21 protein-coding genes are annotated in these 24,595 nt (G+C 71.3%); 12 read left to right on the forward strand and 9 right to left on the reverse strand.

Translation table 11 applies throughout. The features are described 5' to 3' along the window. The first annotated feature begins 92 nt into the window (after positions 1–92). Positions 93–1,079 carry an ATP-binding protein gene (locus tag ACFVHO_RS12920; RefSeq protein ID WP_385712939.1) on the forward strand — a complete coding sequence of 329 codons (987 nt, stop codon included), beginning with the start codon at positions 93–95 and terminating at the stop codon, positions 1,077–1,079. 76 nt (positions 1,080–1,155) lie between these two features. Here ACFVHO_RS12920 and ACFVHO_RS12925 read toward each other — a convergent pair whose 3' ends face one another. Next, positions 1,156–2,397, reverse strand: coding sequence for a hypothetical protein (locus ACFVHO_RS12925; protein ID WP_385712985.1), 1,242 nt, complete (start codon positions 2,395–2,397; stop codon positions 1,156–1,158). 359 nt (positions 2,398–2,756) lie between these two features. On the opposite strand from ACFVHO_RS12925, the gene ACFVHO_RS12930 reads away from it, so the two are divergent. The 6 genes from ACFVHO_RS12930 to ACFVHO_RS12955 all read left to right on the forward strand — a co-directional run bounded on the left by ACFVHO_RS12930 (position 2,757) and on the right by ACFVHO_RS12955 (position 10,745). Further along, positions 2,757–5,216 (forward strand): bifunctional SulP family inorganic anion transporter/carbonic anhydrase, encoded by a 2,460-nt coding sequence (locus ACFVHO_RS12930; RefSeq protein ID WP_385712941.1) that lies wholly within the window; start codon positions 2,757–2,759, stop codon positions 5,214–5,216. A 49-nt stretch (positions 5,217–5,265) separates the two neighbouring features. Then, the gene (gene acs / locus ACFVHO_RS12935) at positions 5,266–7,266 is read left to right on the forward strand and encodes an acetate--CoA ligase (protein ID WP_385712943.1); all 2,001 of its coding nucleotides are present in this window, start codon (positions 5,266–5,268) and stop codon (positions 7,264–7,266) included. Between the two features lie 206 nt (positions 7,267–7,472). Then, on the forward strand, positions 7,473–8,870 hold the full coding sequence (gene nhaA / locus ACFVHO_RS12940) for a Na+/H+ antiporter NhaA (RefSeq protein WP_385712945.1): 1,398 nt from the start codon (positions 7,473–7,475) through the stop codon (positions 8,868–8,870). Positions 8,871–8,922: 52 nt separating this feature from the next. Further along, positions 8,923–9,420, forward strand: a complete 498-nt coding sequence (locus ACFVHO_RS12945; protein WP_385712947.1) for a phage holin family protein — start codon at positions 8,923–8,925, stop codon at positions 9,418–9,420. Then, a complete protein-coding gene (locus ACFVHO_RS12950; RefSeq protein WP_385712949.1) occupies positions 9,417–10,367 on the forward strand; it encodes an alpha/beta fold hydrolase in 951 nt (316 codons plus the stop codon). Before ACFVHO_RS12945 ends, ACFVHO_RS12950 begins: the two co-directional genes overlap by 4 nt. Before the next feature lie 180 nt (positions 10,368–10,547). Further along, positions 10,548–10,745 (forward strand): hypothetical protein, encoded by a 198-nt coding sequence (locus tag ACFVHO_RS12955; protein ID WP_289947739.1) that lies wholly within the window; start codon positions 10,548–10,550, stop codon positions 10,743–10,745. Positions 10,746–10,792: 47 nt separating this feature from the next. Here the strand turns inward: ACFVHO_RS12955 and ACFVHO_RS12960 are convergent, their stop codons facing one another. The 3 genes from ACFVHO_RS12960 to nth all read right to left on the reverse strand — a co-directional run bounded on the left by ACFVHO_RS12960 (position 10,793) and on the right by nth (position 14,037). Next, positions 10,793–11,995, reverse strand: coding sequence for a MarP family serine protease (locus ACFVHO_RS12960; protein WP_385712951.1), 1,203 nt, complete (start codon positions 11,993–11,995; stop codon positions 10,793–10,795). 130 nt (positions 11,996–12,125) lie between these two features. Next, the gene (locus ACFVHO_RS12965) at positions 12,126–12,917 is read right to left on the reverse strand and encodes an NUDIX hydrolase (RefSeq protein ID WP_385712953.1); all 792 of its coding nucleotides are present in this window, start codon (positions 12,915–12,917) and stop codon (positions 12,126–12,128) included. Positions 12,918–13,047: 130 nt separating this feature from the next. Next, positions 13,048–14,037: an endonuclease III gene (nth, locus tag ACFVHO_RS12970; RefSeq protein ID WP_385712954.1), complete on the reverse strand. Its 990-nt coding sequence runs from the start codon at positions 14,035–14,037 to the stop codon at positions 13,048–13,050. 570 nt (positions 14,038–14,607) lie between these two features. Here nth and ACFVHO_RS12975 point away from each other — a divergent pair. After that, on the forward strand, positions 14,608–15,282 hold the full coding sequence (locus ACFVHO_RS12975) for a Crp/Fnr family transcriptional regulator (RefSeq protein ID WP_016642758.1): 675 nt from the start codon (positions 14,608–14,610) through the stop codon (positions 15,280–15,282). Between the two features lie 207 nt (positions 15,283–15,489). After that, positions 15,490–16,326: a nucleotidyltransferase gene (locus ACFVHO_RS12980; RefSeq protein WP_385712956.1), complete on the forward strand. Its 837-nt coding sequence runs from the start codon at positions 15,490–15,492 to the stop codon at positions 16,324–16,326. A gap of 54 nt (positions 16,327–16,380) precedes the next feature. Here ACFVHO_RS12980 and ACFVHO_RS12985 read toward each other — a convergent pair whose 3' ends face one another. From ACFVHO_RS12985 to ACFVHO_RS13000, 4 genes are all read right to left on the reverse strand, one after another. After that, positions 16,381–17,211, reverse strand: coding sequence for an MBL fold metallo-hydrolase (locus tag ACFVHO_RS12985; protein WP_385712958.1), 831 nt, complete (start codon positions 17,209–17,211; stop codon positions 16,381–16,383). A 61-nt stretch (positions 17,212–17,272) separates the two neighbouring features. After that, positions 17,273–18,205, reverse strand: coding sequence for an NUDIX hydrolase (locus ACFVHO_RS12990; protein WP_385712960.1), 933 nt, complete (start codon positions 18,203–18,205; stop codon positions 17,273–17,275). Positions 18,206–18,260: 55 nt separating this feature from the next. Continuing rightward, entirely contained in the window at positions 18,261–18,731 is a 471-nt protein-coding gene (locus ACFVHO_RS12995) for a RidA family protein (protein WP_087885212.1), read from the reverse strand. Next, positions 18,728–18,889 carry a DUF4177 domain-containing protein gene (locus tag ACFVHO_RS13000; RefSeq protein WP_003975360.1) on the reverse strand — a complete coding sequence of 54 codons (162 nt, stop codon included), beginning with the start codon at positions 18,887–18,889 and terminating at the stop codon, positions 18,728–18,730. The genes ACFVHO_RS12995 and ACFVHO_RS13000 overlap by 4 nt, the downstream gene beginning before the upstream one ends. A gap of 96 nt (positions 18,890–18,985) precedes the next feature. On the opposite strand from ACFVHO_RS13000, the gene ACFVHO_RS13005 reads away from it, so the two are divergent. Both ACFVHO_RS13005 and ACFVHO_RS13010 read left to right on the forward strand, forming a co-directional pair. Beyond that, a complete protein-coding gene (locus ACFVHO_RS13005; protein ID WP_385712962.1) occupies positions 18,986–19,960 on the forward strand; it encodes an ArsA family ATPase in 975 nt (324 codons plus the stop codon). After that, positions 19,957–21,243, forward strand: a complete 1,287-nt coding sequence (locus ACFVHO_RS13010) for an ArsA family ATPase (protein WP_385712964.1) — start codon at positions 19,957–19,959, stop codon at positions 21,241–21,243. Before ACFVHO_RS13005 ends, ACFVHO_RS13010 begins: the two co-directional genes overlap by 4 nt. 296 nt (positions 21,244–21,539) lie before the next feature. Here ACFVHO_RS13010 and ACFVHO_RS13015 read toward each other — a convergent pair whose 3' ends face one another. Beyond that, the gene (locus ACFVHO_RS13015; RefSeq protein WP_170316297.1) at positions 21,540–21,884 is read right to left on the reverse strand and encodes a WhiB family transcriptional regulator; all 345 of its coding nucleotides are present in this window, start codon (positions 21,882–21,884) and stop codon (positions 21,540–21,542) included. A gap of 385 nt (positions 21,885–22,269) precedes the next feature. Between ACFVHO_RS13015 and ACFVHO_RS13020 the strand changes: the two genes are divergently transcribed. Beyond that, on the forward strand, positions 22,270–24,522 hold the full coding sequence (locus ACFVHO_RS13020; RefSeq protein WP_385712966.1) for a transglycosylase domain-containing protein: 2,253 nt from the start codon (positions 22,270–22,272) through the stop codon (positions 24,520–24,522). Positions 24,523–24,595: the final 73 nt, after the last annotated feature.

The following is a 24,595-nucleotide window of genomic DNA, read 5'->3' on the forward strand; positions in this document are numbered from 1 at the left end:
GCCCGCCCGCCACGAAGGAGTGGTCTTCTTCACGCGATCCGGCCCCTCCTGACGCGAACAGGACCCCGCGGCACAGCGCGCGGCTACGCTACATGAACATGAAGATCGCTTTCGTGGGGAAGGGCGGCAGCGGCAAGACCACGCTGTCCTCGCTCTTCATCCGACACCTCGCCGCCACCGGCGCACCGGTCATCGCGGTGGACGCCGACATCAACCAGCACCTGGGCGCCGCCCTCGGCCTCGACGAGGAGCAGGCCGCCGGGCTGCCCGCGATGGGCGGACGGCTGCCGCTGATCAAGGACTATCTGCGCGGCACCAATCCGCGCATCGCCAGCGCCGAGAAGATGATCAAGACGACTCCGCCCGGCGACGGTTCGCGGCTGCTGCGGGTCTGCGAGGACAACCCGGTGTACGAGGCGTGTGCGCGAGCCGTGGAACTCGACGGCGGCGCCGTGCGTTTGATGGTCACCGGGCAGTTCACCGAAGCCGACCTCGGTGTCGCCTGCTACCACTCCAAGACGGGAGCGGTCGAACTGCTCCTGAACCACCTGGTCGACGGCCGCGACGAGTACGCGGTGGTCGACATGACCGCGGGCTCCGACTCCTTCGCCTCCGGGATGTTCACCCGCTTCGACATGACGTTCCTCGTCGCCGAGCCGACCCGGAAGGGGGTCTCCGTCTATCGCCAGTACAAGGAGTACGCACACGACTTCGGCGTCGACCTCAAAGTCGTCGGCAACAAGGTCCAGGGCCAGGACGACATCGACTTCCTGCGCGAGCAGGTCGGCGACGACCTCCTGGTGACCGTCGGGCACTCCGACTGGGTGCGCTCCATGGAGAAGGGCCGTCCGCCCCAGTTCGAACTCCTGGAGGAGAGCAACCACTTGGCCCTGAAGACGCTCCAGGAAGCGGCCGACTCCGCCTACGACCGCCGCGACTGGGAGCGCTACACCCGCCAGATGGTCCACTTCCACCTGAAGAACGCCCAGAGTTGGGGCAACGAGCGGACCGGGGTCGACCTGGCCGCCCAGATCGACCCCGACTTCGTCCTGCGGGAGCACGCGACGGCGACCGCCTAGCCCCGGACCGGCCACCGCCTGACCCGGACCGGCCACCTCCCGACCCGGGACGGGCCCGCCGCCCGGCCCGGACGGGCTACCGCTTGGCCGGCTCCGCGCCCGGAACGCCCTTCGGCGCCGGAGCGGGCCGGGCGGACAGGAAGGCGGGCCAGCCCTCCTTCGGGGTCTTGCCGACGCCGAGCCGGGTCAGCTTGGCGAGCACCTGCGGGTCCTGTGCGTCCAGCCAGTCGGCGAGCTGCCGGAAGGACACACAGCGCACCTCGCGCTTGGTGCAGACGCGCTCGATCGTCTCCTCGATGGCGCGCATGTACGTGCCGCCGTTCCACGACTCGAAGTGGTTGCCGATGATCAAGGGGGCGCGGTTGCCGTGGTAGGCGCGGTCGAAGCCCTTGATCAGGCCGTCGCGCATCTGGTCGCCCCAGTACTCGTGCTTGTCCGGGTCACCGTGCGAGGTCGAACCTGACTGGTTCACCATGAAGTTGTAGTCCATGGTGAGCGTCTCGAAGCCGCGCCCGGGGACCGGCACAAGCTGCATCGACAGGTCCCACAGGCCCGCCTTCTTCTTGGGCCAGAGCTGGTTGTTCACGCCGCTGGTGTCGTAGCGGAAGCCGAGTTCGCGGGCCGCGCGCATGAAGTTGGTACGGCCTTCGAGGCAGGGCGTGCGGGCGCCGATGAGTTCCCGGTCGTAGTCGAAGGGCAGCGGCTGCGCCTTCCCCATGCCCGTGTTCGTCTTCCAGGCCTTCACAAAGGACTTGGCCTGGTTGATCTCGCTCTTCCAGTCGGCGACGGACCATTCGCCGACGCCGCGGCCGGTGCCGCAGAAGTGGCCGTTGAAGTGGGTGCCGATCTCGTTGCCCTCGAGCCAGGCGCCGCGGAGCTGGTCCACGGTGTCCTTGATTCCCTCGTGGTCGTTGAAGCCGATGTCCGAGCTGCCGGCGAGATGCTGCGGCGGCTTGTAGAGCCTGCGCTTGCCCTCGGGGAGCATGTACACACCGCTGAGGAAGTACGTCATCGTGGCGTTGTTCCGCTTGGCGACCTTGCGGAAGTGGGAGAACAGCTTCTGGCCGTCCTCACCCGCGCCGTCCCAGGAGAACACCACGAACTGCGGGGGCTTCTGGCCCGGTTTCAGGCGCTCGGGTCTGGGGAGCAGCGGCTGCTGACCGGTGAACGCGGTCGAGCCGTCGCCGATCAGGCGCACCGCGGCCTTGGGCGCCGGGGCGCCCGCGGGCTTCTTCGCACCGTGCGCGGACCCGGGCGCTCCCCCCTTCGTGCCGGACGAGTCGTCGGCGCACCCGGCCAGGGCCGCCGTGCAGACCATGAGCGCGGCGAGGCCCGCGGCCGTCCGCCGCACCCCCGCGCCAGTGCTTGGGTTGGCGGCCATCTCCGCCCACCTTCTTCCGTGCAAGTCGGGACAGAACGGCAGCAACTTCGCACGGGGACACGGGTGGCGGATTCCGACAAGCCGATGAGCATTTTTATTCACTCATTAGAGTGATCACTTACCCCATTTGCCCTGATGATCCGGCTAAGACCTTTACGCTGCATTACGATTCGTTTACCGAGAGTTGAGTTATCCCGCCGCTGCAACGCCGTGACCCACGGCCGCGACCCGCCCTCCGGATTCCGCCGGAGGACCCCCTGTTCCGCGACCGCGCCGCCCCGGAGGAGACGGGAAACATGTCTGCCTGCGTCCCCACAAGCGCCACCGACTCGGCGCACGGCCCGCGCCCCCAGCAGCCCCACGCGCCACCGCCGCGCAAGAAGTTCCGCGTCTCGGGCGCCGACGTGTCCGCGTCCATCGCCGTCTTCCTGATCGCCCTGCCGCTGTCCCTCGGAATCGCCCTCGCCACCGGAGCACCGCTCCAGGCGGGCCTCGTCGCCGCCGCCGTCGGCGGCCTCGTCGCCGGACGCTTCGGCGGCGCCCCCCTCCAGGTCAGCGGCCCCGCCGCCGGGCTGACCGTCGTCACCGCCGACCTCATCCAGCGCTACGGCTGGCGGACGACCTGCGCCATCACCGTCCTCGCCGGACTCGCCCAGATCGGCCTCGGCTGCCTGCGCGTGGCACGCACCGCGCTCGCCGTGAGCCCCGCCGTCGTGCACGGCATGCTCGCCGGAATCGGCGTCACCATCGCCGCCGCCCAACTGCACATCGTGCTCGGCGGCACCCCCCAGAGCTCCGTGACCGCCAACCTCGGCGCACTGCCCGCCCAGTTGGCCGAGCTGCACCCGGCCGCGCTGTCCGTGAGCGCGCTGACCCTCGGCGTCCTCGTGCTCTGGCCCCGCATCCCCGGCCGCGTCGGACGCGTCGCACGGACCGTCCCCGCGCCGCTCGTCGCCGTCACGGCGGCCACCGCGCTCTCCGGACTCGCCGCGCTGACCGTGGCCAAGGTCGACCTGCCCTCCTGGCGCACGCACGCCCTCGCCGGACTGCCCGAAGGCCCCGCGCTCGGCCTCGTCGCCGCCGTGCTCACGGTCACGCTGGTGTGCGGCGTGCAGTCACTGCTCGGCGCGGTCGCCATCGACAAGCTCACCGCCAAGCGCACCGGCGCCCAGGAGCGGGTGGGCCGCTCCGACCTCGACCGCGAGCTGCGCGGCCAGGGCATGGCGAACATGGTGTCCGGGGCGCTCGGCGGACTGCCCGTCGCGGGCGTCGCCGTGCGCAGCGTGGCGAATGTGCGCGCCGGTGCCGTCAGCAGGAACTCCACGATGCTGCACGGCGTTTGGGTAGTAGCGGCCTCGCTGCTGCTCGTGTCGGTCCTGGAGATGATCCCGCTCGCCTCCCTGGCCGCGCTCGTCATGGTCGTCGGCGCCCAGATGGTCAGCATCAACCACATCCGCACGGTCACCCGCCACCGCGAAGTCCTCGTGTACGCGGCCACCACCCTGGCCGTGGTGTTCCTCGGCGTCCTGGAAGGCGTGGCGATGGGCGTCGCCGTGGCGGTGGCCGTCGCCCTGCACCGCCTCGCCCGCACCCGCATCACCTGTGAGGAGGACTCGGAAGGCGTGCACCACGTGCACGTGCGGGGACAGTTGACGTTCCTCGCGGTGCCCCGGCTCAGCCGCTGCCTGCACCACATCCCCCAGCGGGCGCACGCCGTCGTGGAGCTCGACGGCTCCTTCATGGACCACGCGGCGTACGAGACCCTGCACAGCTGGCTCGACGCGCACGCCGCGCAGGGCGGCAGCGCCGAGGTCACCGGCCGCGGCGGCCAGCGCATCACGGAGCCCGCGGCCACCGCCCACTGCGGCTGCCGCCCCTGGACGCCCTGGCGCAACCACCAGTGCGACACCCCCCAGGAACCCCCGCGCACCGACCGCCCCGAACAGCATCAACTGGCCAAGGGAATCAGCGCGTTCCAGCAGAACACGGCGCCGCGGGTGCGGGGCGAGCTGGCCCGTCTCGCGCGCGAGGGGCAGCGGCCCGTGCAGCTCTTCCTGACCTGCGCCGACTCCCGTGTCGTCACGTCGATGATCACGTCAAGCGGCCCCGGCGACCTCTTCGTCGTACGCAACGTGGGCAATCTGGTGCCGCTGCCCGGCGCCGAGAGCGGCGACGACTCGGTGGCCGCCGCGATCGAGTACGCGGTGGACGTACTGCAGGTCAAGTCCATCACCGTATGCGGGCATTCGGGCTGCGGCGCCATGCAGGCGCTGCTCAACACACCGCCGACCGGAGCGCAGACACCGCTCAAGCGCTGGCTGCGGCACGGCCTGCCGAGCCTGGAGCGGATGGCCGAACAGACGGCGGAGGCGGCCGAGCAGAGCCTCGGGACGGCGGCCGGTCAGGGCCTGGACGCAGCCGCGCAGAGCCCCGGCACCGCCCAGCAGACCCTGCGCGGTATGCCCCGGCTCGCGGGCCGCGCCCCCGCCGACGCCGTCGAGCAGCTCTGCCTCACCAACGTCGTCCAGCAGTTGGAGCACCTGCGGGCCCACGAGGCGGTGTCGAGGCGGCTCGCCGAAGGGGATCTGGAACTGCACGGGATGTACTTCCACGTGGGCGAGGCCCAGGCATATCTGCTGGCCGAGGGCACGGCGGGAGCGGAGGAAGGGAGAAAGGAAGGTGAGACGATGCGTGCGGGGCAGGCACCTGACGAGGTGTTCAGCCAGGTCCCACCCGCTCATCCGGTAGAGGTCTAAACCAATTTCCGGCAAGCCCTTGTCACCGGGGCCGAGTGTCTGATGAGCTGTGGTCTGGGACACAACGGACACCCTGGGAAAGGGAGATGTCGTGAGCAACGAAAGCCTGGCCAACCTGCTCAAGGAGGACCGCAGGTTCGCGCCACCGGCCGACCTGGCGGCGCACGCCAACGTCAAGGCGGAGGCGTATGAACAGGCCAAGGCTGACAGGCTCGGCTTCTGGGCCGAGCAGGCCCGCCGGCTGACCTGGGCCACCGAACCGACCGAGACGCTCGACTGGTCGAACCCGCCGTTCGCGAAGTGGTTCGCCGACGGCAAGCTCAACGTCGCGTACAACTGCGTCGACCGCCACGTCGAAGCGGGCAACGGCGACCGCGTGGCCATCCACTTCGAGGGTGAGCCCGGCGACAGCCGGGCCATCACCTACGCCGAGCTGAAGGACGAGGTCAGCCGGGCCGCCAACGCCCTGACCGAGCTGGGGATCACCGCGGGCGACCGGGTCGCGGTCTATCTGCCGATGATCCCCGAGGCGGTCGTGGCGATGCTGGCGTGCGCCCGCATCGGCGCCGCGCACTCGGTGGTGTTCGGCGGCTTCTCCGCGGACGCGATCGCCGCGCGCATCAAGGACGCCGACGCCAAGCTCGTCATCACCGCCGACGGCGGGTACCGCCGGGGCAAGCCGACCGCCCTCAAGCCCGCGGTCGACGAGGCCGTCGGCCGTGTGGAGGGCGTGGCGAAGGTGCTCGTCGTCCAGCGCACCAAGCAGGACGTGGCGTGGACCGAGGGCCGCGACCTGTGGTGGCACGACGTCGTCGGCAAGCAGTCGCCGGAGCACACACCCGAGGCGTTCGACGCCGAGCAGCCGCTGTTCATCCTCTACACCTCCGGGACGACCGGGAAGCCGAAGGGCATCCTGCACACCTCCGGCGGCTATCTGACGCAGACGTCCTACACCCACCACGCCGTCTTCGACCTCAAGCCGGAGACCGACGTCTACTGGTGCACGGCCGACATCGGCTGGGTCACGGGACACTCGTACATCACCTACGGCCCGCTCTCGAACGGCGCGACCCAGGTGATCTACGAGGGCACGCCGGACACCCCGCACCAGGGCCGCTTCTGGGAGATCGTGCAGAAGTACGGGGTCACGATCCTGTACACGGCGCCGACGGCGATCCGTACGTTCATGAAGTGGGGCGACGACATCCCCGCCAAGTTCGACCTCAGCAGCCTGCGGGTGCTCGGGTCGGTGGGCGAGCCGATCAACCCCGAGGCGTGGATCTGGTACCGCAAGCACATCGGCGCCGACAGCTGCCCGATCGTGGACACGTGGTGGCAGACCGAGACCGGCGCGATGATGATCTCGCCGCTGCCCGGCGTGACCGAGACCAAGCCGGGCTCCGCGCAGCGGGCGCTGCCCGGGATCGCGGCGACCGTCGTGGACGACGAGGCCAACGAGGTGCCCGACGGCGGCGGCGGCTATCTGGTGCTCACCGAGCCGTGGCCGTCGATGCTGCGCACCATCTGGGGTGACGACCAGCGGTTCATCGACACGTACTGGTCGCGCTTCGAGGGCAAGTACTTCGCCGGGGACGGCGCGAAGAAGGACGACGACGGGGACATCTGGCTGCTCGGCCGGGTGGACGACGTGATGCTCGTCTCCGGGCACAACATCTCCACCACCGAGGTCGAGTCGGCGCTCGTGTCGCACCCGTCCGTCGCGGAGGCCGCCGTCGTCGGCGCCGCCGACGAGACGACGGGCCAGGCCATCGTCGCGTTCGTGATCCTGCGCGGCACGGCGAACGCGGAGGACGCGGAGCTGGTGGGCCAGCTGCGCAACCACGTGGGGACGACGCTCGGTCCCATCGCCAAGCCCAAGCGGATCCTGCCGGTGGCCGAGCTGCCGAAGACGCGGTCCGGGAAGATCATGCGGCGACTCCTCCGGGACGTCGCGGAGAACCGTCAGCTCGGTGACGTGACCACGCTCACGGACTCGTCCGTCATGGACCTGATCCAGTCCAAGCTGCCGGCTGCGCCGAGCGAGGACTAAACCCGCCAGACCCTCCGAGAGGCACCCGGCGCCACCCGCGCCGGGTGCCTCTTTTGTGCTTAAAGTAAAAATCGCCGGATAAGTCCAGGCGCACGATTAGGTAAGCTAAGGATCAACGTCAACAACGCGACAAGAAACGCCTAGGTGCGCCGGGAAGTCTGGTCGGCAAGTGCTCAGCCCTGCCTACCGACCGGAGGTCGACTCTCGTGGCCGCGCCCGCCAGCAACAACCGCAAAGTACTCGGACGCCTCTCCCTGCCCGAGCGCAATTTCGTCGCGGAGGCGCTGCGCACCGAGACCGTCGGTGGCGTACTCCTGCTCGTCGCCGCCATCACGGCCCTGATCTGGGCGAACACCCCGATCAAGGAGAGCTACGAGAGCGTCAGGGACTTCCACCTCGGACCCGCTTCGCTCGGCCTCGACCTGTCCATACAGCACTGGGCGGCCGACGGACTCCTCGCCGTCTTCTTCTTCGTCGCCGGGATCGAGCTCAAGCGTGAGCTGGTCGCCGGCGATCTGCGGGAGCCCAAGGCCGCCGCGCTGCCCGTGATCGCCGCGATCTGCGGCATGGCCGTGCCCGCGCTGGTCTACACCCTGGTGAACGTCCTCGGCGGCGGCGCCACGGACGGCTGGGCCGTGCCGACCGCGACCGACATCGCCTTCGCGCTCGCCGTCCTCGCGGTCATCGGCACCTCGCTGCCGTCGGCGCTGCGGGCCTTCCTGCTGACCCTCGCCGTCGTCGACGACCTCTTCGCGATCATGATCATCGCGATCTTCTTCACCAGCGACCTCAACTTCGCGGCGCTCGGCGGCGCGGTCCTCGGCCTCGCCGTCTTCTGGCTGCTGCTCCGCAAGGGCGTGCGCGGCTGGTACATCTACGTTCCGCTGGCCCTGGTCATCTGGGGCCTGATGTACAACAGCGGCGTCCACGCCACCATCGCCGGTGTCGCCATGGGCCTGATGCTGCGCTGCCACAAGGAGGACGGCGAGCGGCACTCCCCCGGTGAGCACATCGAGCATCTCGTACGCCCCCTCTCCGCCGGGCTCGCCGTTCCGCTGTTCGCGCTGTTCAGCGCCGGTGTCGCCGTCTCCGGCGGAGCGCTCGGCGACGTCTTCACCAAGCCGGAGACCCTCGGCGTGGTGCTCGGCCTCGTCGTCGGCAAGGCCGTCGGCATCTTCGGCGGCACCTGGCTCGCCGCCCGCTTCACCAAGGCCGAACTGAACGAGGACCTGGCCTGGCCGGACGTGTTCGCGGTGGCCTCGCTCGCGGGCATCGGCTTCACCGTCTCGCTGCTCATCGGGGAACTCGCGTTCAGCGAGGACCCGTTGCTCACCGACGAGATCAAGGCCGCGGTGCTGGTCGGCTCGCTGATAGCGGCCGTGGTCTCCGGAGTCCTGCTGAAGGTACGCAACCGGAAGTACCGCAAGCTGTGGGAGGACGAGGAGCGCGACGAGGACCAGAGCGGCATCCCCGACATCTACGAACAGGACGATCCGGACTACCACCTGCGGATGGCGGAGATCTACGACAAGAAGGCCGCCGAGCACCGCAGACTTGCTCGACTGTCAGCCGGATCGAGCGACACGCACGATGGTCCGGCATGATCTGATCTGACCGGAACGCAGAGCAGACGTCAGAGAAAATGAGGAGCAAGCGATGAGCGCACCCGACGGTCCCGTCGGCACCGAACGCAGCCTCGGCCAGCTCGTCTCCGCGGCGAGCAAAGAGATGTCGGAGCTGGTGCACGATGAGATCGCGCTGGTCAAGGCCCAGCTGACGCAGGACGTCAAGCGCGGTGCGATCGGCAGTGCCGCGTTCATCGCGGCCACCGCCGTCCTCATCTTCTCGCTGCCGATGCTGAGCTTCGCCCTGGCCTACGGCATCCGCACCTGGAGCGGCTGGAACATGGCCATCTGCTTCGTGCTTTCGTTCGCGGCGAATGTCCTGGTGGCCGGACTTCTCGCATGGATCGGCGTGATCTACGCGAAGAAGGCCGCGCGGGGCAAGGGCCCCCAGAAGGCCGCGGCCGCCGCCAAGGAGACCGCCGCCGTGCTCGGGAACGTCAAGCCGCATCCGCGCGCCGTGGCCCCTGCGGGCGCCCTTGAGCTGGAGGCCGGTGAGCGGGCCGACGCTGTGGCACGCTCGACTTCATGACGGACCAAGGCCCACCCCCGGACAGGACCACCGCGACGCCCCCCTCGGCCGTACGGATCGAGGGCCCCTGGACGCACCGGGACGTCGCCGCCAACGGTGCCCGCTTCCACATCACGGAGGCCGGTGAGGGCCCGCTGGTGCTCCTCCTGCACGGCTTCCCGCAGTTCTGGTGGGCCTGGCGGCACCAGCTCGTCGCGCTCGCCGACGCGGGCTTCCGGGCGGTGGCGATGGACCTGCGCGGGGTGGGCGGCAGCGACCGCACCCCGCGCGGCTACGACCCCGCGAACCTGGCCCTGGACATCACCGGCGTCGTACGGTCCCTCGGCGAGCCCGACGCCGCGCTCGTCGGCCACGACCTGGGCGGCTACCTGGCGTGGACGGCCGCCGTGATGCGGCCCAAGCTGGTGCGCCGCCTCGCCGTCTCCTCGATGCCGCACCCGCGGCGCTGGCGCGCGGCGATGCTGCGGGACCGCAAGCAGACGGCGGCCGGGTCGTACGTGTGGGGCTTCCAGCGGCCGTGGCTGCCGGAGCGTCAGCTGGTCGCGGACGACGGGGCCCTGGTGGGGCGCCTGGTGCGGGACTGGTCGGGGCCGAGCCTGCCGGACGACGAGGCCGTGGAGACGTACCGCCGCGCCATGTGCATCCCCTCGACGGCGCACTGCTCGATCGAGCCGTACCGCTGGATGGTGCGCTCCCTCGCCCGGCCCGACGGGATCCAGTTCAACCGGCGCATGAAGCGGCCGGTGCGGGTGCCGACGCTGCATCTGCACGGCTCCCTGGACCCGGTGATGCGCACCCGCAGCGCGGCGGGATCCGGCGAGTACGTCGAAGCGCCCTACCGGTGGCGGCTGTTCGACGGCCTCGGACACTTCCCGCACGAGGAGGACCCGGTGGCGTTCTCCAACGAGCTGGTGTCCTGGCTGAAGGACCCCGAGCCGGACCGGTAGCCCCGTACGCCGGTGCCGGACCGTAGACCGTACGCCGGTGCCGGACCGGTAGCCCGTTCGTCACGGTTCGTCACCCCCGCAGGGAACTACTGTCCTACGAACGCCAATTGCCCGCCGCATAGGCCAATTGGGGCCCTTGGGCGCGGTTACCGACCTTGAGGCACGGGCACACGTCCGGGTATGGGCTGGACGCACGACTACAGTGACGTAGCACGCAAGCGCCGGACGGCCACCGTGGTGAACGGCCACGAGAGGGGCGGCCCGCACGATCCGGGACACCCCGGTGACGCGGCTTCCGCCGAGGCCATCGGCATCCCCCGCATTCTGCGCCGCCGGGCCCGCTGGATGTCCGCGCGGCTGCGGCACACCCGCGACTGACCCGCACACACCCACTCCACCGCGAGGCGGCTCCCCCAGGGGCGCGCCTAGAGCGCGCACCCCTGGCTGTCGACCTCCTGGTTGGCGGTGCGGCCGCGCTCGATGTCCTCGCGCACCTCGTCCACGGTCAGGGCGTACCCGGTGTCCGGGTCGTCGAGCGACTTGGCGAACACCACGCCGTAGACCTTGCCGTCCGGGGTGAGCAGCGGGCCGCCGGAGTTGCCCTGGCGGACCGTGGCGTACAGCGAGTACACATCGCGGCGGACCGTGCCCCGGTGGTAGATGTCGGGGCCCTTGGCCGTGATGCGGCCGCGCACGCGCGCGGAGCGCACGTCGTAGGGGCCGTCCTCGGGGAAGCCCGCCACGATCGCGCTGTCGCCGCTCTGGGCGTCGCGTGAGGTGAACTGCAGCGGCGGGGCGGGCAGGGTCGGCACGTCCAGTACGGCGATGTCGCGCTCCCAGTCGTAGAGCACGACCTTGGCGTCGTACTTCTCGGCCTCGCCCCCTATCTGCACCTTGGGCTCGTCGACGCCGCCGACCACGTGCGCGTTCGTCATCACGCGGCGCGGGGCGAACACGAAGCCGGTGCCTTCGAGGGCCTTGCCGCAGCTGTGCGCGTCACCGCTGATCTTCACGATGGAGCGCTTGGCGTTCGCCGCGACCTTGCTGCCCACGAGCTTGGGGTCCGGCGGCTGGACGTCCTTGATGGGCTCGTTCGAGAACGGGCTGAAGACCTGCGGGAAGCCGTTCTGCGCGAGGACGGAGGAGAAGTCCGCGAACCAGGTGTCCGCCTGGTTCGGCAAGGTGCGGGAGACCCCGTGCAGGACCGTGGAGTTGCGCACCTCCTTGCCGAGCGTCGGCAGTGTGGTGCCCGCGAGGGCGGAGCCGATCAGCCAGGCGACGAGGAGCATCGCGACGACGTTGACCAGCGCGCCGCCGGTGGCGTCCAGGGCTCTGGCGGGCTGCCAGGTGATGTACCGGCGCAGCTTGTTACCCAGATGGGTGGTGAAGGCCTGGCCTACGGAGGCGCAGACGATGACGACGACCACGGCGGCGACGGCCGCGGTCGTGCTGACCCTCGCCCCCTCGTCGGTGAAGGCGTCCCAGATGACCGGCAGCAGATACACCGCGACGAGGCCACCGCCGAGGAAGCCGATCACCGAGAGGATGCCGACGACGAAACCCTGGCGATAGCCGACGATCGCGAACCACACGGCGGCGAGCAGCAGCAGGATGTCCAGCACGTTCACGGAATTCAGTCCTCGCCTCGCATCATTCCCCGCCTCGCCTCGCGGTCTCCGCGCGTCACGGTCCTCGCGCCCGCCCCGCGGGCGGTACGCACGGCTCCGGGCCCCGGTCGGCCCGGTCCCCGCAACCTTGTCATGAGCCCCAGTCGAGCGGGACCTCGCGCCCTCGGTCCCAGGGGCGCTCCCAACCCGCGTAGTGCAGCAGTCTGTCGATGAGCCCGGCCGTGAAACCCCAGACCAGGGCGGACTCGACGAGGAACGCCGGGCCGCTGTGGCCGCTCGGGTGGACCGTCGTCGCGCGGTTCGCCGGGTCCGTGAGATCCGACACGGGGACCGTGAACACCCGGGCCGTCTCGGCCGGGTCCACGACGCCGACCGGGCTCGGCGCGCGCCACCAGCCGAGCACCGGCGTCACGACGAAGTCACTCACCGGGATGAACAGGCTCGGCAGCACGCCGAAGAGCTGCACGCCGCTCGGGTCGAGGCCGGTCTCCTCCTCGGCCTCGCGCAGCGCGGCCCGCAGCGGGCCCGCCACGCGCGGGTCGCCGTCCTCCGGGTCGAGGGCGCCGCCGGGGAACGACGGCTGGCCCGCGTGCGAGCGCAGCGAGCTGGCCCGCTCCATGAGCAGCAGCTCCGGGCCCTGCTCGCCCTCGCCGAAGAGGATGAGGACGGCGGACTGGCGGCCCGCGCCGTCCTTCGGCGGCAGGAAGCGGCTGAGCTGGTCGGGGCGGACGCTCTCGACGGCGCGCAGCACGGGGGTCAGCCAGGAGGGCAGGCCCTCGGCGGAGAGCAGGCCCTGGGCGGTGAGGGCGTGGTGGCCGTTGCGGCGGACGGGGTCGGTCGCGGGGTCGTGGGCGGCGTGGCGCGCGGGGTCGGTCGCGGGGCCCCGGGGGCGCGCCGCGTCCTGGTCCTGACCGTCGCTCATGTCCGTCTCGCCTGTGTGCGTATCGCTCGCGTGCGTCATCGGCACCCCCGTCCGTCTCTGCACAACGCCTGTCGGCCCGCTGATGGTTCCTCGTCCCCGTGATCCCCGGGGCGCGCTCCCGGCCCCCGGGTCACCCGGCGGCGCCCAGGGGCGGGGCCGCCTTGCCCGGATAGCCCGGCGGGGGGTTGAGCCGCTGGCCGGGCAGGCCCCCCATCTCGTACTTCAGGAGCTTTCTGGCCTTCTCGGGGTCCGTCTCGCCCTCTCCGTACGACGGGCAGAGGGGGGCGATCGGGCAGGCGCCGCAGGCGGGCTTGCGGGCGTGGCAGATGCGGCGGCCGTGGAAGATCACGCGGTGCGAGAGCATCGTCCAGTCGCTCTTCGGGAACAGCCCGCCGACGACGGCCTCGACCTTGTCCGGGTCGGTCTCCTCCGTCCACTTCCAGCGGCGCACCAGGCGGCCGAAGTGCGTGTCCACGGTGATGCCCGGGACTCCGAAGGCGTTGCCGAGCACGACGAAGGCGGTCTTGCGGCCCACGCCGGGCAGTTTGACCAGGTCGTCGAGGCGGCCGGGGACCTCACCGCCGAAGTCGTCGCGCAGCGCCGCCGACAGGCCCATGATCGACCGCGTCTTGGCGCGGAAGAAGCCGGTCGGGCGGATCAGCTCCTCGACGTCCTCGGGGTTGGCCGCGGCCAGGTCCTCGGGCGTCGGATACCGGGAGAAGAGGGCGGGGGTGGTCTGGTTCACCCGCAGGTCCGTCGTCTGGGCCGACAGGACGGTGGCGACCAGGAGCTGGAAGGGGTTCTCGAAGTCCAGCTCCGGGTGGGCGTACGGATACACGTCGGCCAGCTCGCGGTTGATCCGCCGGGCCTGGCGCACGAGGGCGGTGTGGGACTGCGGGGGTCTGGGCTTCTTGAGGGGGGCGGCGGCCTGCGCGGCCTTCGCGGAGGCTGCCTTCTTGGCCGGGGCCGCCTTCTTCGCGGGCGCCGTCTTCTTCGCGGGGGCCGTCTTCTTGGCGGAAGCCGTCTCGGCGGCGCTCTTCGCCGAGGCCGCCTTCCCCGCCGTCCTCGGCACCGTCCCGCCTCCGTCCCTGGAGCCTTCTGACACGCCTCGTTTCGCCATGGCGCCAGCGTACGGGCCGTCACTGACACGGACGGCGGAGATGCGCAGTTGTCACGCGCCGGAGATCGTCAAGCGGGCCGAACGGGACCCCCGCGGCCGCCCCGGCCCCCGCCCCGCCCCGCGCCACCCCGCCCCCGTTGGCGGAAAGTCGACGCACCCGTCCGGGCGCACCGAGGAGCACGCTCCGGCACGCACTCCGCCGCCACGCCCGGCGCGCCCCCGAAACACCCTCGGCCCACCTGGGGCCAACTCCCTCCCACACCCCACCCAACGCCCGATTTGTCCGGTTCCTCGGGGTAACGTAAGCGTGTTCGCCCACAGCAGAATCGCCGGGCGTACCCGTGACCGCTGTCGCCGTGGCCTGTGCTCTCACGGGCCAGGGAGCAGGTGTCCGACCCACGTCCGGACGTCCGTATCCGCCGCCGGTCCCCCGGATCGGCCCCCAATTGGCCCCCTTCCGCATTGCCCCCGTCACAAGTGCGGCAGACTTGAGTGACTGATCACACTGTTTGAACCGTCCGGCAAACTGGGGGCACGGTCCCCTGATGCAGGTCGACAAGGAGAGAACTCGTGGACGACGTTCTGCGGCGCGCCCCGCTCTTCGCGGCGCTCGATGACGAGCAGGCCGCGGAGCTCCGCGCCTCCATGAGTGAGGTGACGCTCGCGCGCGGGGACGCGCTTTTCCATGAGGGCGACCCCGGAGACCGCCTGTACGTGGTCACCGAGGGCAAGGTGAAGCTCCACCGCACGTCCCCCGACGGCCGCGAGAACATGCTCGCGGTGCTCGGCCCCGGCGAGCTGATCGGTGAGCTCTCGCTCTTCGACCCGGGCCCGCGCACGGCCACGGCCTCCGCCCTCACCGAGGTCAAGCTGCTCGGCCTCGGCCACGGCGACCTCCAGCCCTGGCTGAACGCCCGCCCGGAGGTGGCCGCCGCCCTGCTGCGCGCCGTCGCCCGGCGCCTGCGCAAGACCAACGACCAGATGTCGGACCTGGTGTTCTCCGACGTCCCCGGCCGCGTGGCCCGCGCCCTGCTCGACCTGTCCCGCCGCTTCGGCGTGCAGTCCGAGGAAGGCATCCACGTGGTGCACGACCTCACCCAGGAGGAGCTGGCCCAGCTGGTCGGCGCCTCCCGCGAGACGGTCAACAAGGCCCTCGCGGACTTCGCGGGCCGCGGCTGGCTGCGCCTGGAGGCCCGCGCGGTGATCCTGCTCGACGTGGAGCGCCTGGCCAAGCGGTCGCGCTGACGCTGTTTCTGCTCTCGTACGGGGCCCGGCGCTCCGTACGCGATCGGGGCCGCCCCCTGGAGTCGGGGGCGGCCCCGCCGTCGTATCCCCGCAGGGTCCCCGCGGACGCGTTCCAGCACCCGCAGGTACCCGCACGCCCCGCGCCACCAGTCGACTTCAGGGCGGAATCTACGTGCCCCGGGGCACCGCACGCTGCACAGTGGGCCCATGGGCACCGTCAGTCGGGGACTGGACAGTCAGGGCTACATCGAGCGTGAGGGCTCGCTGGGGCGGGTGGGCGACGCCTTCAGGGCCGCCGTCGCCGCCGCGCGCGACCGGGTCGCGGAGACCTTCGGCAAGCGCCTCGACAGCGCGTACCTGTACGGCTCCGTGCCCCGCGGCGCCGCCCGCGCCGGCCGCTCCGACCTCGACCTGCTGCTCGTCCTGCGCGCGGAGCCGACCCCGGACGACCGCGCCGACGCGGACGCCGTCGCCACCGCCGTCGACAAGGAGTTCACCGAGGTCGACGGCGTGGGCATCCTGCTCTCGAGCCGCGCGGCCGTCCTGAGCGAGCTGGAGACGTACGACCTCGGCTGGTTCGTGGCCTGCCTCTGCACGCCCCTGCTCGGCGAGGACCTGGCCGAATTCCTGCCCCGCTACCGGCCCGACGACCTCCTCGCACGTGAGACCAACGGCGACCTCGCCCTGTTCCTGCCCCGCTGGCGCGACCGGGCCGCCGCGGCCGCCGACGACCCCGAAGCCCTGCGCGCCCTGGTCCGCGGCGCCTCCCGCCACCTCGTCCGCACCGGCTTCACGCTCGTCATGCCGCGCTGGGGCGGCTGGACCAGCGACCTCACGGAGATGGCGGAGGTGTTCGCGCGGTACTACCCCCAGTGGGCCGACCCGATGCGGGCGGCGGCCGCCATGGCCCTCGAACCGGCCGCCGACGCCGCCGCGCTGCGGGAGTACACCGACGTGATCGGGCCGTGGCTGGCCGAGGAGTACACGGCGGTACACGGAGTGAAGGCCCCGCGCCCGGAGCAGGGCTGGCCCGGGGCGCACTAGGAAGTCCCCCGGCGCGCCCGTCGGGCCCGCGCCGTGGCGACCCACCGGACATCCCTAGATGAGCCCGTGCTCCCGCAGGTAGTCCAGCTGCGCCCGCACCGAGAGCTCCGCCGCGGGCCACAGCGAGCGGTCCACGTCCGCGTACACGTGCGCCACCACGTCGCCCGGCGCCACGTGCCCGTTCTCGACCGCCGTCTCCACCTGGGCGAGCCGGTGCGCCCGGTGCGCCAGATAGAACTCGACGGCGCCCTGGGCGTCCTCGAGGACCGGGCCGTGGCCCGGGAGCACCGTGTGCACTCCGTCGTCGACCGTGAGGGAACGCAGGCGGCGCAGCGAGTCCAGGTAGTCGCCGAGGCGGCCGTCGGGGTGGGCGACGACCGTCGTGCCGCGGCCGAGGATCGTGTCGCCCGTCAGGACGGCCCGGTCGGCGGGCAGATGGAAGCAGAGCGAGTCGGCGGTGTGCCCGGGCGTCGGTACGACGCGCAGCTCCAGGCCGCCCGTCGTGATCACGTCGCCCGCCGCGAGGCCCTCGTCGCCGAGGCGGAGCGCCGGGTCCAGGGCGCGGACCTTGGTGCCCGTCAGCTCCGCGAACCGCGCGGCGCCCTCGGCGTGGTCGGGGTGGCCGTGCGTCAGCAGGGTGAGGCCGACCCGCGCGCCCTGCTTCTCGGCCGTCGCGACGACGTGGGCGAGGTGCGCCTCGTCGAGCGGGCCGGGGTCGATGACGACCGCGAGGCCGGAGCCGGGCTCCGTGACGATCCAGGTGTTGGTGCCGTCCAGGGTCATCGCCGACGGGTTGGGCGCGAGGACGTTGACGGCGCGGGCGGTGGCGGGGCCGCTGAGGACGCCGCCGCGGGGCTGGCCGGGGAGTGCGGCTGCTTCGGTCATGCGGGGGTGACTCCCGTCGGGTCCGGGTGGGTGCGGTGCCGTGGGGCGGCGGCCGGTCGCCTCATGCCGTGCCGCCCACCGGGATGTGCTTGGTGAACTCGTCGTGGCCCGGCCAGGACAGGATCAGCTCGCCGTCCTCCAGGCGGGCCCGGGCGATGACCGGGGTCAGGTCGCGCGACGCGGCGGCGGCCAGGGCAGCGGCGGCTGTGGTGCTGCCGTCGAGCTGGCGCAGCGTGGCGATGGTCGGCGGCATCATCAGGAGTTCGCCGCGGTCGTAGCGCTCGGCGGCCCGCCGGGGATGGATCCAGACGGTGCGGTCCGCCTCCGTGGAGACGTCGCGGGTGCGCTGGCCCTCGGGTAGGACGGCGACGAAGAAGAACGTGTCGTAGCGGCGCGGCTCGAACTCCGGGGTGATCCAGCGGGCCCACGCGCCGAGCAGATCGCTGCGCAGGACCAGGCCGCGGCGGTCCAGGAACTCGGCGAAGGACACCTCGCGAGCGACCAGGGCGACGCGGTCCGCCTCCCAGTCGTCGCCGGTGGTGTCGTCGATGACGGTGTCCGGGGTCGGCCCGGCGAGCAGTACGCCGGCCTCCTCGAACGTCTCGCGGACGGCCGCGCACACGATGGCCTGGGCCGCCGCCTCGTCCACGCCGAGGCGGGCCGCCCACGCGGTGCGCGGCGGGCCCGCCCAGCGGACGTGGTGGTCGTCGTCGCGGGGGTCGACGCCCCCGCCGGGGTAGGCGTAGGCGCCGCCCGCGAAGGCCATCGAGGTGGATCTGCGGAGCATGTGCACTTCGGGGCCCGCGAGGTGCGCCTCGGGGCCCGCGCCGGTGTCCCGCTGGGCCCGCGTGCCCTGCGTGTCCCGTGTGCCCTGCGTGTCCCGCAGGAGCATGACCGTGGCCGCCCGGCGGGGCGCGGCAGGCGTCAGTTCGCCCGCCGCGAGGGCACGGACACGGTCGGGCCACTCCGGTGGGTACCACTGCCCATTCGCCATGGGCGGAGGCTATCCGGTGTGGTGCGGATGTTCGAGAGGCAGCTGGTGCGTACCGCTACTGCGGCAGCAGCTCCACCTGGATCTCGACCTCGACCGGCGCGTCCAGCGGGAGCACCGCGACACCCACCGCGCTGCGGGCGTGGACGCCCTTGTCGCCGAGGACCTCGCCGAGGAGTTCGCTGGCGCCGTTGAGGACGGTGGGCTGGCCGGTGAAGTCGGGGGCCGAGGCGACGAAGCCGGTGACCTTCACGACGCGCGCGATCCGGTCCAGCTCGCCCGCGACCGACTTGACCGCGGCCAGCGCGTTCAGCGCGCAGGTGCGGGCCAGGTCCTTGGCCTCCTCCGGCGTGACCTCCGCGCCGACCTTGCCGGTGACCGGCAGCTTGCCGTCCACCATCGGCAGCTGGCCCGCCGTGTACACGTACACGCCCGACTGGATCGCGGGCCGGTACGCCGCGAGCGGCGGGACGACGCCGGGCAGGGTCAGACCGAGCTCGGCGATCCGGGCCTCGACCACGCCGCTCATGCCTGCTTCTCCCGCTTCAGGTAGGCCACCAGCTGCTCGGGGTTGTTCGGCCCGGGCACGACCTGGACGAGCTCCCAGCCGTCCTCGCCCCAGGTGTCCAGAATCTGCTTCGTGGCATGGACGAGCAGCGGCACGGTTGCGTATTCCCACTTGGTCATACGGCGACTGTAATGCCTGCCGGCGGGGGCCTCACGAACGCCTGACGTCCCGGGCCTCATGCGTAGCCCGCCGGGCGACTGGTTAGGCTCGAATACGTGAGCAGGCTCCAGGTCGTCAGCGGCAAGGGCGGTACCGGCAAGACCACGGTGGCCGCGGCCCTCGCGCTCGCCCTCGCGACGGAGGGGAAACGCACCCTCCTCGTGGAGGTCGAGGGCAGGCAGGGCATCGCGCAGCTCTTCGAGACAGAGGCGCTGCCCTACGAGGAGCGGAAGATCGCCGTCGCTCCGGGGGGCGGGGAGGTGTACGCCCTCGCCATCGACCCCGAACTGGCCCTTCTGGACTACCTCCAGATGTTCTACAAACTGGGCAGCGCGGGCCGCGCCCTGAAGAAACTCGGCGCCGTCGACTTCGCGACCACCATCGCGCCCGGTCTGCGCGACGTCCTGCTGACCGGCAAGGCCTGCGAGGCGGTGCGCCGCAAGGACAAGTGCGGGCGGTACGCGTACGACTGCGTGATCATGGACGCCCCGCCGACCGGCCGCATCACCCGCTTCCTCAACGTGAACGACGAGGTGGCGGGGCTCGCGAAGATCGGGCCGATACACAATCAGGCGCAGGCCGTCATGCGGGTCCTCAAGTCGCCCGAGACGAACGTGCACTTGGTGACGCTCCTGGAGGAGATGCCCGTCCAGGAGACCGTGGACGGCATCGCCGAACTGCGCGCCGCCGGCCTTCCGGTGGGCCGCGTCATCGTGAACATGGTCCGCCCGGCCCTCCTCGACGAGGCGGAGCTGGAACTCGGCCTGGAGCGCACGCCCCGTACGGCCATCGCCAAGACCCTGGCGGCCGCGGGGCTCGGCGGGGCCCGGGGCGCCGCGGGACGGCTCGTGGACCCCCTCCTCGCCCAGGCGGCCGAGTACGCCGAGCGGTACGCCCTGGAGGGCGCCCAGCGGGCCGTGCTCGACGAGCACGGCCTGCCCCTGCACGAACTGCCCCTGCTGGCCGACGGCCTGGACCTGGGGGGTCTGTACGAACTCGCCACCGAACTGCGACAGCAGGGGGTTTCATGAGCCTCGACACGGCATGTGATCCGCTCGACGTCGACGCCCTGCTCGACGACCCGAAGACCCGCATCGTGGTGTGCTGCGGCTCCGGCGGCGTCGGCAAGACGACCACCGCGGCCGCCCTCGGCCTGCGCGCCGCCGAACGGGGCCGCACGGTGGTGGTCCTGACGATCGACCCGGCGCGCAGGCTGGCGCAGTCCATGGGGATCGACTCGCTGGACAACGTGCCGAGGCGGGTGAAGGACGTCCAGGGCACCGGTGAACTGCACGCCATGATGCTCGACATGAAGCGCACCTTCGACGAGATCGTCGAGGCGCACGCGGACGCGGACCGGGCCAGGGCGATCCTCTCCAACCCCTTCTACCAGTCGCTCTCCGCGGGCTTCGCGGGCACGCAGGAGTACATGGCGATGGAGAAGCTGGGGCAGCTGCGCTCCCGCGACGAGTGGGACCTGATCGTGGTGGACACCCCGCCCTCGCGCAGCGCCCTCGACTTCCTGGACGCCCCGAAGCGGCTGGGTTCGTTCCTGGACGGGAAGCTGATCCGGCTCCTGATGGCCCCGGCGAAGGTGGGCGGCCGGGCCGGGATGAAGTTCCTGAACGTCGGGATGTCGATGATGACGGGGGCCCTCGGCAAGCTGCTCGGGGGCCAGCTCCTGCGGGACGTGCAGACCTTCGTGGCCGCGATGGACACGATGTTCGGCGGCTTCCGCAAGCGGGCCGACGCGACGTACCGGCTGCTTCAGGCGCCGGGGACGGCGTTCCTGGTGGTGGCGTCGCCGGAGCGGGACGCGCTGCGCGAGGCGGCGTACTTCGTGGAGCGGCTGGCGGCGGACGACATGCCGCTGGCGGGTCTGGTCCTGAACCGGGTGCACGGCAGCGGCGCCGCCGAGCTGTCGGCGGAGCGGGCGCTGGCCGCGGCGGAGGGGCTTGAGGAAAATCTTGGCGAGGTCGGCATTGTGGATCAGGAGGACGGGAAGGTTGGTCTGCGTAACTCCTCAGAGTCCGAGGCTCCCAACTCCCCTGAGGCGAACGGCACTTCTCCTTCAACCAAAGACAACGACTCCGGCGCGTCCGTCGAGCAGCTGACCGCGGGGCTGCTGCGGCTGCACGCCGAGCGCATGCGGCTGCTCGCCCGCGAGCGGCACACCCGGGACCGCTTCACGGCGCTGCACCCGGAGGTGGCCGTGGCGGAGGTGGCCGCGCTGCCCGGCGACGTGCACGACCTCGACGGCCTGCGCGCGATCGGTGAACGGCTCGCGTCGGGAGCGGCAGGTGACCGGGCGTGACCGCCCGTCCAGACGTGAGCGCACGCGCGTCGTACTCCTGCCGCACGGGACACCGTCCGTCCTGACACGCCCTGTCGAATCACCTGGCGTACAGCCCATACGTCAGGTGTCGCACGACTCTTGCGTCAGGCCGCCCCGGCGGCCCCGGTGCCGCCTGTGAGCGGCGGCACTCCTGGGGGCCGGTGGCCGGCGGTGGGTGCTGCGTCGGATGGTGCGTGGTGCCACGTGAGGTGGTGCTTCCTGGCGTGCTGCCACGTGGCGTGGTGCTGTGTGACGTGGTGCCTCGTGCCGGGGGCTCAGCCCACGGCCGCGTAGCTCTCGTAGGTCTCCTCGTCGTCCAAGTCCACGGGCAGCAGGCCCGTGCCACGCTCGTACTCGGAGCGTGCTGTCTCAAGGAGCCTTCGCCACGAGGTGACCGTGGGACGCCTGCGCAGCAGTGCGCGCCGCTCCCGCTCTGTCATGCCACCCCACACGCCGAACTCGACGCGATTGTCCAGCGCGTCGGCCAGGCACTCCGTGCGCACCGGGCAGCCGGTGCACACCGCCTTGGCCCTGTTCTGCGCTGCTCCTTGTACGAACAGTTCATCCGGATCGGTAGTGCGGCAGGCGGCCTGCGCACTCCAGTCGGTTACCCAGCCCATACCGGCGCCGTCCTCTCCCGAATCGAGGCTCCCCCACGGCGGCAGCGGCATATTCACCGCCGCCAGTTGAGGACGTTACGGAAGGTGGGCACAGCGCAACACCCCCTGCGGGCCCAATCTTGAATGGCCCGAACGGACTATGCGTAAGCGGCAGATCACCCGACGGAGTGAGCTGGCGACATGCGTGACCAACCCGGCAAATGCGGGCAGTTCAGCTGGGTCACAGCGGACGCGAGGAGACGGACGAGGCGGATTCGGACATCGATTCCGGCATCTCCGGGAACGGCACGGGTCTTGTTGCGCGACCGCACTGTTGTGACAGTTGAGAGCAGCTTAGGCCAAGGCATATACGTGTGTCCGGCGAATCAGAACGTAGGCTGCCCTCATGGCAAACAAGCGATCGGGCGGTGGTCTCTCCCCCGCGCAGCAGGCCGCCAAGTTCCTGGGCGTGAGCGTGCTCGCGGGCGCGGTGCTCGCCGGTATCGCGCTGCCCGCGGCGGGCGTGATCGGTCTCGCGGCCAAGGGGTCGGTCGAGGGCTTCGACGAGATCCCGGCCAACTTGAAGCAGCCGCCGCTCAGCCAGCGCACCACGATCCTGGACTCGGCGGGCGGCGCCATCGCCACGGTGTACTCGCGCGACCGCACGGTGGTGCCGCTCAAGCGCATCTCGCCGTACATGCAGAAGGCGATCGTCGCGATCGAGGACTCCCGTTTCTACGAGCACGGCGCGGTGGACCTCAAGGGCATCCTGCGCGCGGTGAACCAGAACGCGCAGAGCGGCGGCGTCGCGCAGGGCGCCTCCACGCTCACGCAGCAGTACGTGAAGAACGTCTTCGTGGAGGAGGCCGGCGACGACCCCGACAAGGTCGCCCAGGCCACCCAGCAGACCCTCGGCCGCAAGATCCGCGAGCTGAAGTACGCGATCCAGGTCGAGGAGGAGCTCGGCAAGAAGCGGATCCTGAAGAACTACCTGAACATCACGTACTTCGGTCAGCAGGCGTACGGCGTCGAGGCCGCCTCCCAGCGGTACTTCTCCAAGCCCGCCAAGGACCTGAAGCTCCAGGAGGCGGCCCTCCTCGCCGGCATCGTGCAGTCGCCGAGCCGCTACGACCCCGTGAACGACGCGGCCGAGGCCAAGCAGCGCCGCAACGTCGTGCTCCAGCGCATGGCCGAGACGCACGACATCTCGCAGCGCGAGGCCGACGAGGCGAAGCGGACCAAGCTCGGCCTGGACGTCAGCCGCCCCAAGAACGGCTGCATCACGGCCGTGAAGGGCGCCGGGTTCTTCTGCAAGTACGTCGAGAAGGTCTTCAAGAGCGACCCGGTCTTCGGCAAGACCAAGGAGGCCCGCGCCAAGCTGTGGAACCGCGGCGGCCTGCGCATCAGGACGACGCTGGACCCGCAGACCCAGACCTCGGTGCAGGACTCGATAAAGGATCACGTCTACCAGACCGACGACGTGGCCACCGCCGCCACCATCGTCGAGCCCGGCAGCGGCAAGATCCTCGGCATGGGCCAGTCCCGCCCGTTCGGCTACAACAAGAACGAGACGGAGATCAACCTCTCCGTCGACGACAACATGGGCGGCGGCGCGGGCTACCAGCCCGGTTCGACGTTCAAGCCGATCGTGGCCGCGGCGGCCCTGGAGCGCGGCATGTCGCCGGGCAAGCGGTACGACTCGCCGTACGAGATGCCCTACCCCGAGCGGGTCTCCGCCTGTGACGGCAAGACCTGGCGGAACTTCGGCAACCAGAAGCTCACCAACGAGAACGAGTCCGAGGTCGGCCCCTACCGCATGCGGGAGGCGACCGCGAAGTCGGTCAACACCTACTTCGTGGAGATGATCGGCGACATCGGCATCTGCCCGGTGACGAAGATGGCCGCCAAGATGGGCGTCGAGCGCGCCAACGGCAAGCCGATGGACCAGGCGCCGTCGATCGCGCTCGGCACCCAGGAGGTGTCGCCGCTGACGATGGCCAGCGCGTACGCGACCTTCGCCGCGCGCGGCAAGTACTGCACGCCGATCGCCATCGAGTCGATCCGCACCCTCGGCGGGAAGTCGCTGCCGGTGCCGAAGTCGACGTGCTCGCAGGCCATGTCGGAGCGGACCGCCGACACGATCAACACCCTCCTCAAGGGCGTGGTCGAGGACGGCACCGGCAAGCAGGCCGGTCTCGGCTCCCGCGACAGCGCGGGCAAGACCGGTACGACGGACTTCCGTTACGCCGCCTGGTTCGCGGGCTACACCCCGAACATGTCCGGCGCCGTCTGGGTCGGCGACCCGGCCCACGACCGCCGCATGGTCAACATCTCCATCGGCGGCCGCCCCTACGGCAAGGTCTTCGGCGGCGAGGTCCCCGGCCCGATCTGGCGCGACGCCATGAGCGGCGCCCTCGCGGGCAAGCCCGACCCCGACTTCGAGACGGTGCGCCTGCCCGGCGACCGGGACAAGGACCGGGACCGGGATCACGGGGACGGCGGCGGCGACAACGACGACGGGAAGCCGGGCAACGGCAACGGCGGCGGTGGCCACAACGGTGGCGGCGGTGGCGACGACGATGACGACGACAACCCGTGGCCGGACCTGCCCGGGGTCATCGGGGGCGGGGACGGCGGGCCCGGCGGCTGGCGGGACTAGGTAGGCCCGGCCGGGAGCCTCGGGGGCTTCCGCACACGTTGAGGGGGGCGCCGCCCGAGTCGGAAGTCCGACT

Source organism: Streptomyces sp. NPDC127108, from assembly GCF_042677545.1.
In the GTDB taxonomy this organism is placed as follows: domain Bacteria; phylum Actinomycetota; class Actinomycetes; order Streptomycetales; family Streptomycetaceae; genus Streptomyces.

Bases quoted from the DNA above. Each gene is read 5' to 3' on its own strand.
- ACFVHO_RS12920 (WP_385712939.1), top strand. From the start codon at position 93: ATGAACATGAAGATCGCTTTCGTGGGGAAGGGCGGCAGCGGCAAGACC.
- ACFVHO_RS12925 (WP_385712985.1), bottom strand. From the start codon at position 2,397: ATGGTCTGCACGGCGGCCCTGGCCGGGTGCGCCGACGACTCGTCCGGC.
- ACFVHO_RS12930 (WP_385712941.1), top strand. From the start codon at position 2,757: ATGTCTGCCTGCGTCCCCACAAGCGCCACCGACTCGGCGCACGGCCCG.
- ACFVHO_RS12945 (WP_385712947.1), top strand. From the start codon at position 8,923: ATGAGCGCACCCGACGGTCCCGTCGGCACCGAACGCAGCCTCGGCCAG.
- ACFVHO_RS12950 (WP_385712949.1), top strand. From the start codon at position 9,417: ATGACGGACCAAGGCCCACCCCCGGACAGGACCACCGCGACGCCCCCC.
- ACFVHO_RS12955 (WP_289947739.1), top strand. From the start codon at position 10,548: ATGGGCTGGACGCACGACTACAGTGACGTAGCACGCAAGCGCCGGACG.
- ACFVHO_RS12965 (WP_385712953.1), bottom strand. From the start codon at position 12,917: ATGAGCGACGGTCAGGACCAGGACGCGGCGCGCCCCCGGGGCCCCGCG.
- nth (WP_385712954.1), bottom strand. From the start codon at position 14,037: ATGGCGAAACGAGGCGTGTCAGAAGGCTCCAGGGACGGAGGCGGGACG.
- ACFVHO_RS12980 (WP_385712956.1), top strand. From the start codon at position 15,490: ATGGGCACCGTCAGTCGGGGACTGGACAGTCAGGGCTACATCGAGCGT.
- ACFVHO_RS12985 (WP_385712958.1), bottom strand. From the start codon at position 17,211: ATGACCGAAGCAGCCGCACTCCCCGGCCAGCCCCGCGGCGGCGTCCTC.
- ACFVHO_RS12990 (WP_385712960.1), bottom strand. From the start codon at position 18,205: ATGGCGAATGGGCAGTGGTACCCACCGGAGTGGCCCGACCGTGTCCGT.
- ACFVHO_RS12995 (WP_087885212.1), bottom strand. From the start codon at position 18,731: ATGAGCGGCGTGGTCGAGGCCCGGATCGCCGAGCTCGGTCTGACCCTG.
- ACFVHO_RS13000 (WP_003975360.1), bottom strand. From the start codon at position 18,889: ATGACCAAGTGGGAATACGCAACCGTGCCGCTGCTCGTCCATGCCACG.
- ACFVHO_RS13010 (WP_385712964.1), top strand. From the start codon at position 19,957: ATGAGCCTCGACACGGCATGTGATCCGCTCGACGTCGACGCCCTGCTC.
- ACFVHO_RS13015 (WP_170316297.1), bottom strand. From the start codon at position 21,884: ATGGGCTGGGTAACCGACTGGAGTGCGCAGGCCGCCTGCCGCACTACC.
- ACFVHO_RS13020 (WP_385712966.1), top strand. From the start codon at position 22,270: ATGGCAAACAAGCGATCGGGCGGTGGTCTCTCCCCCGCGCAGCAGGCC.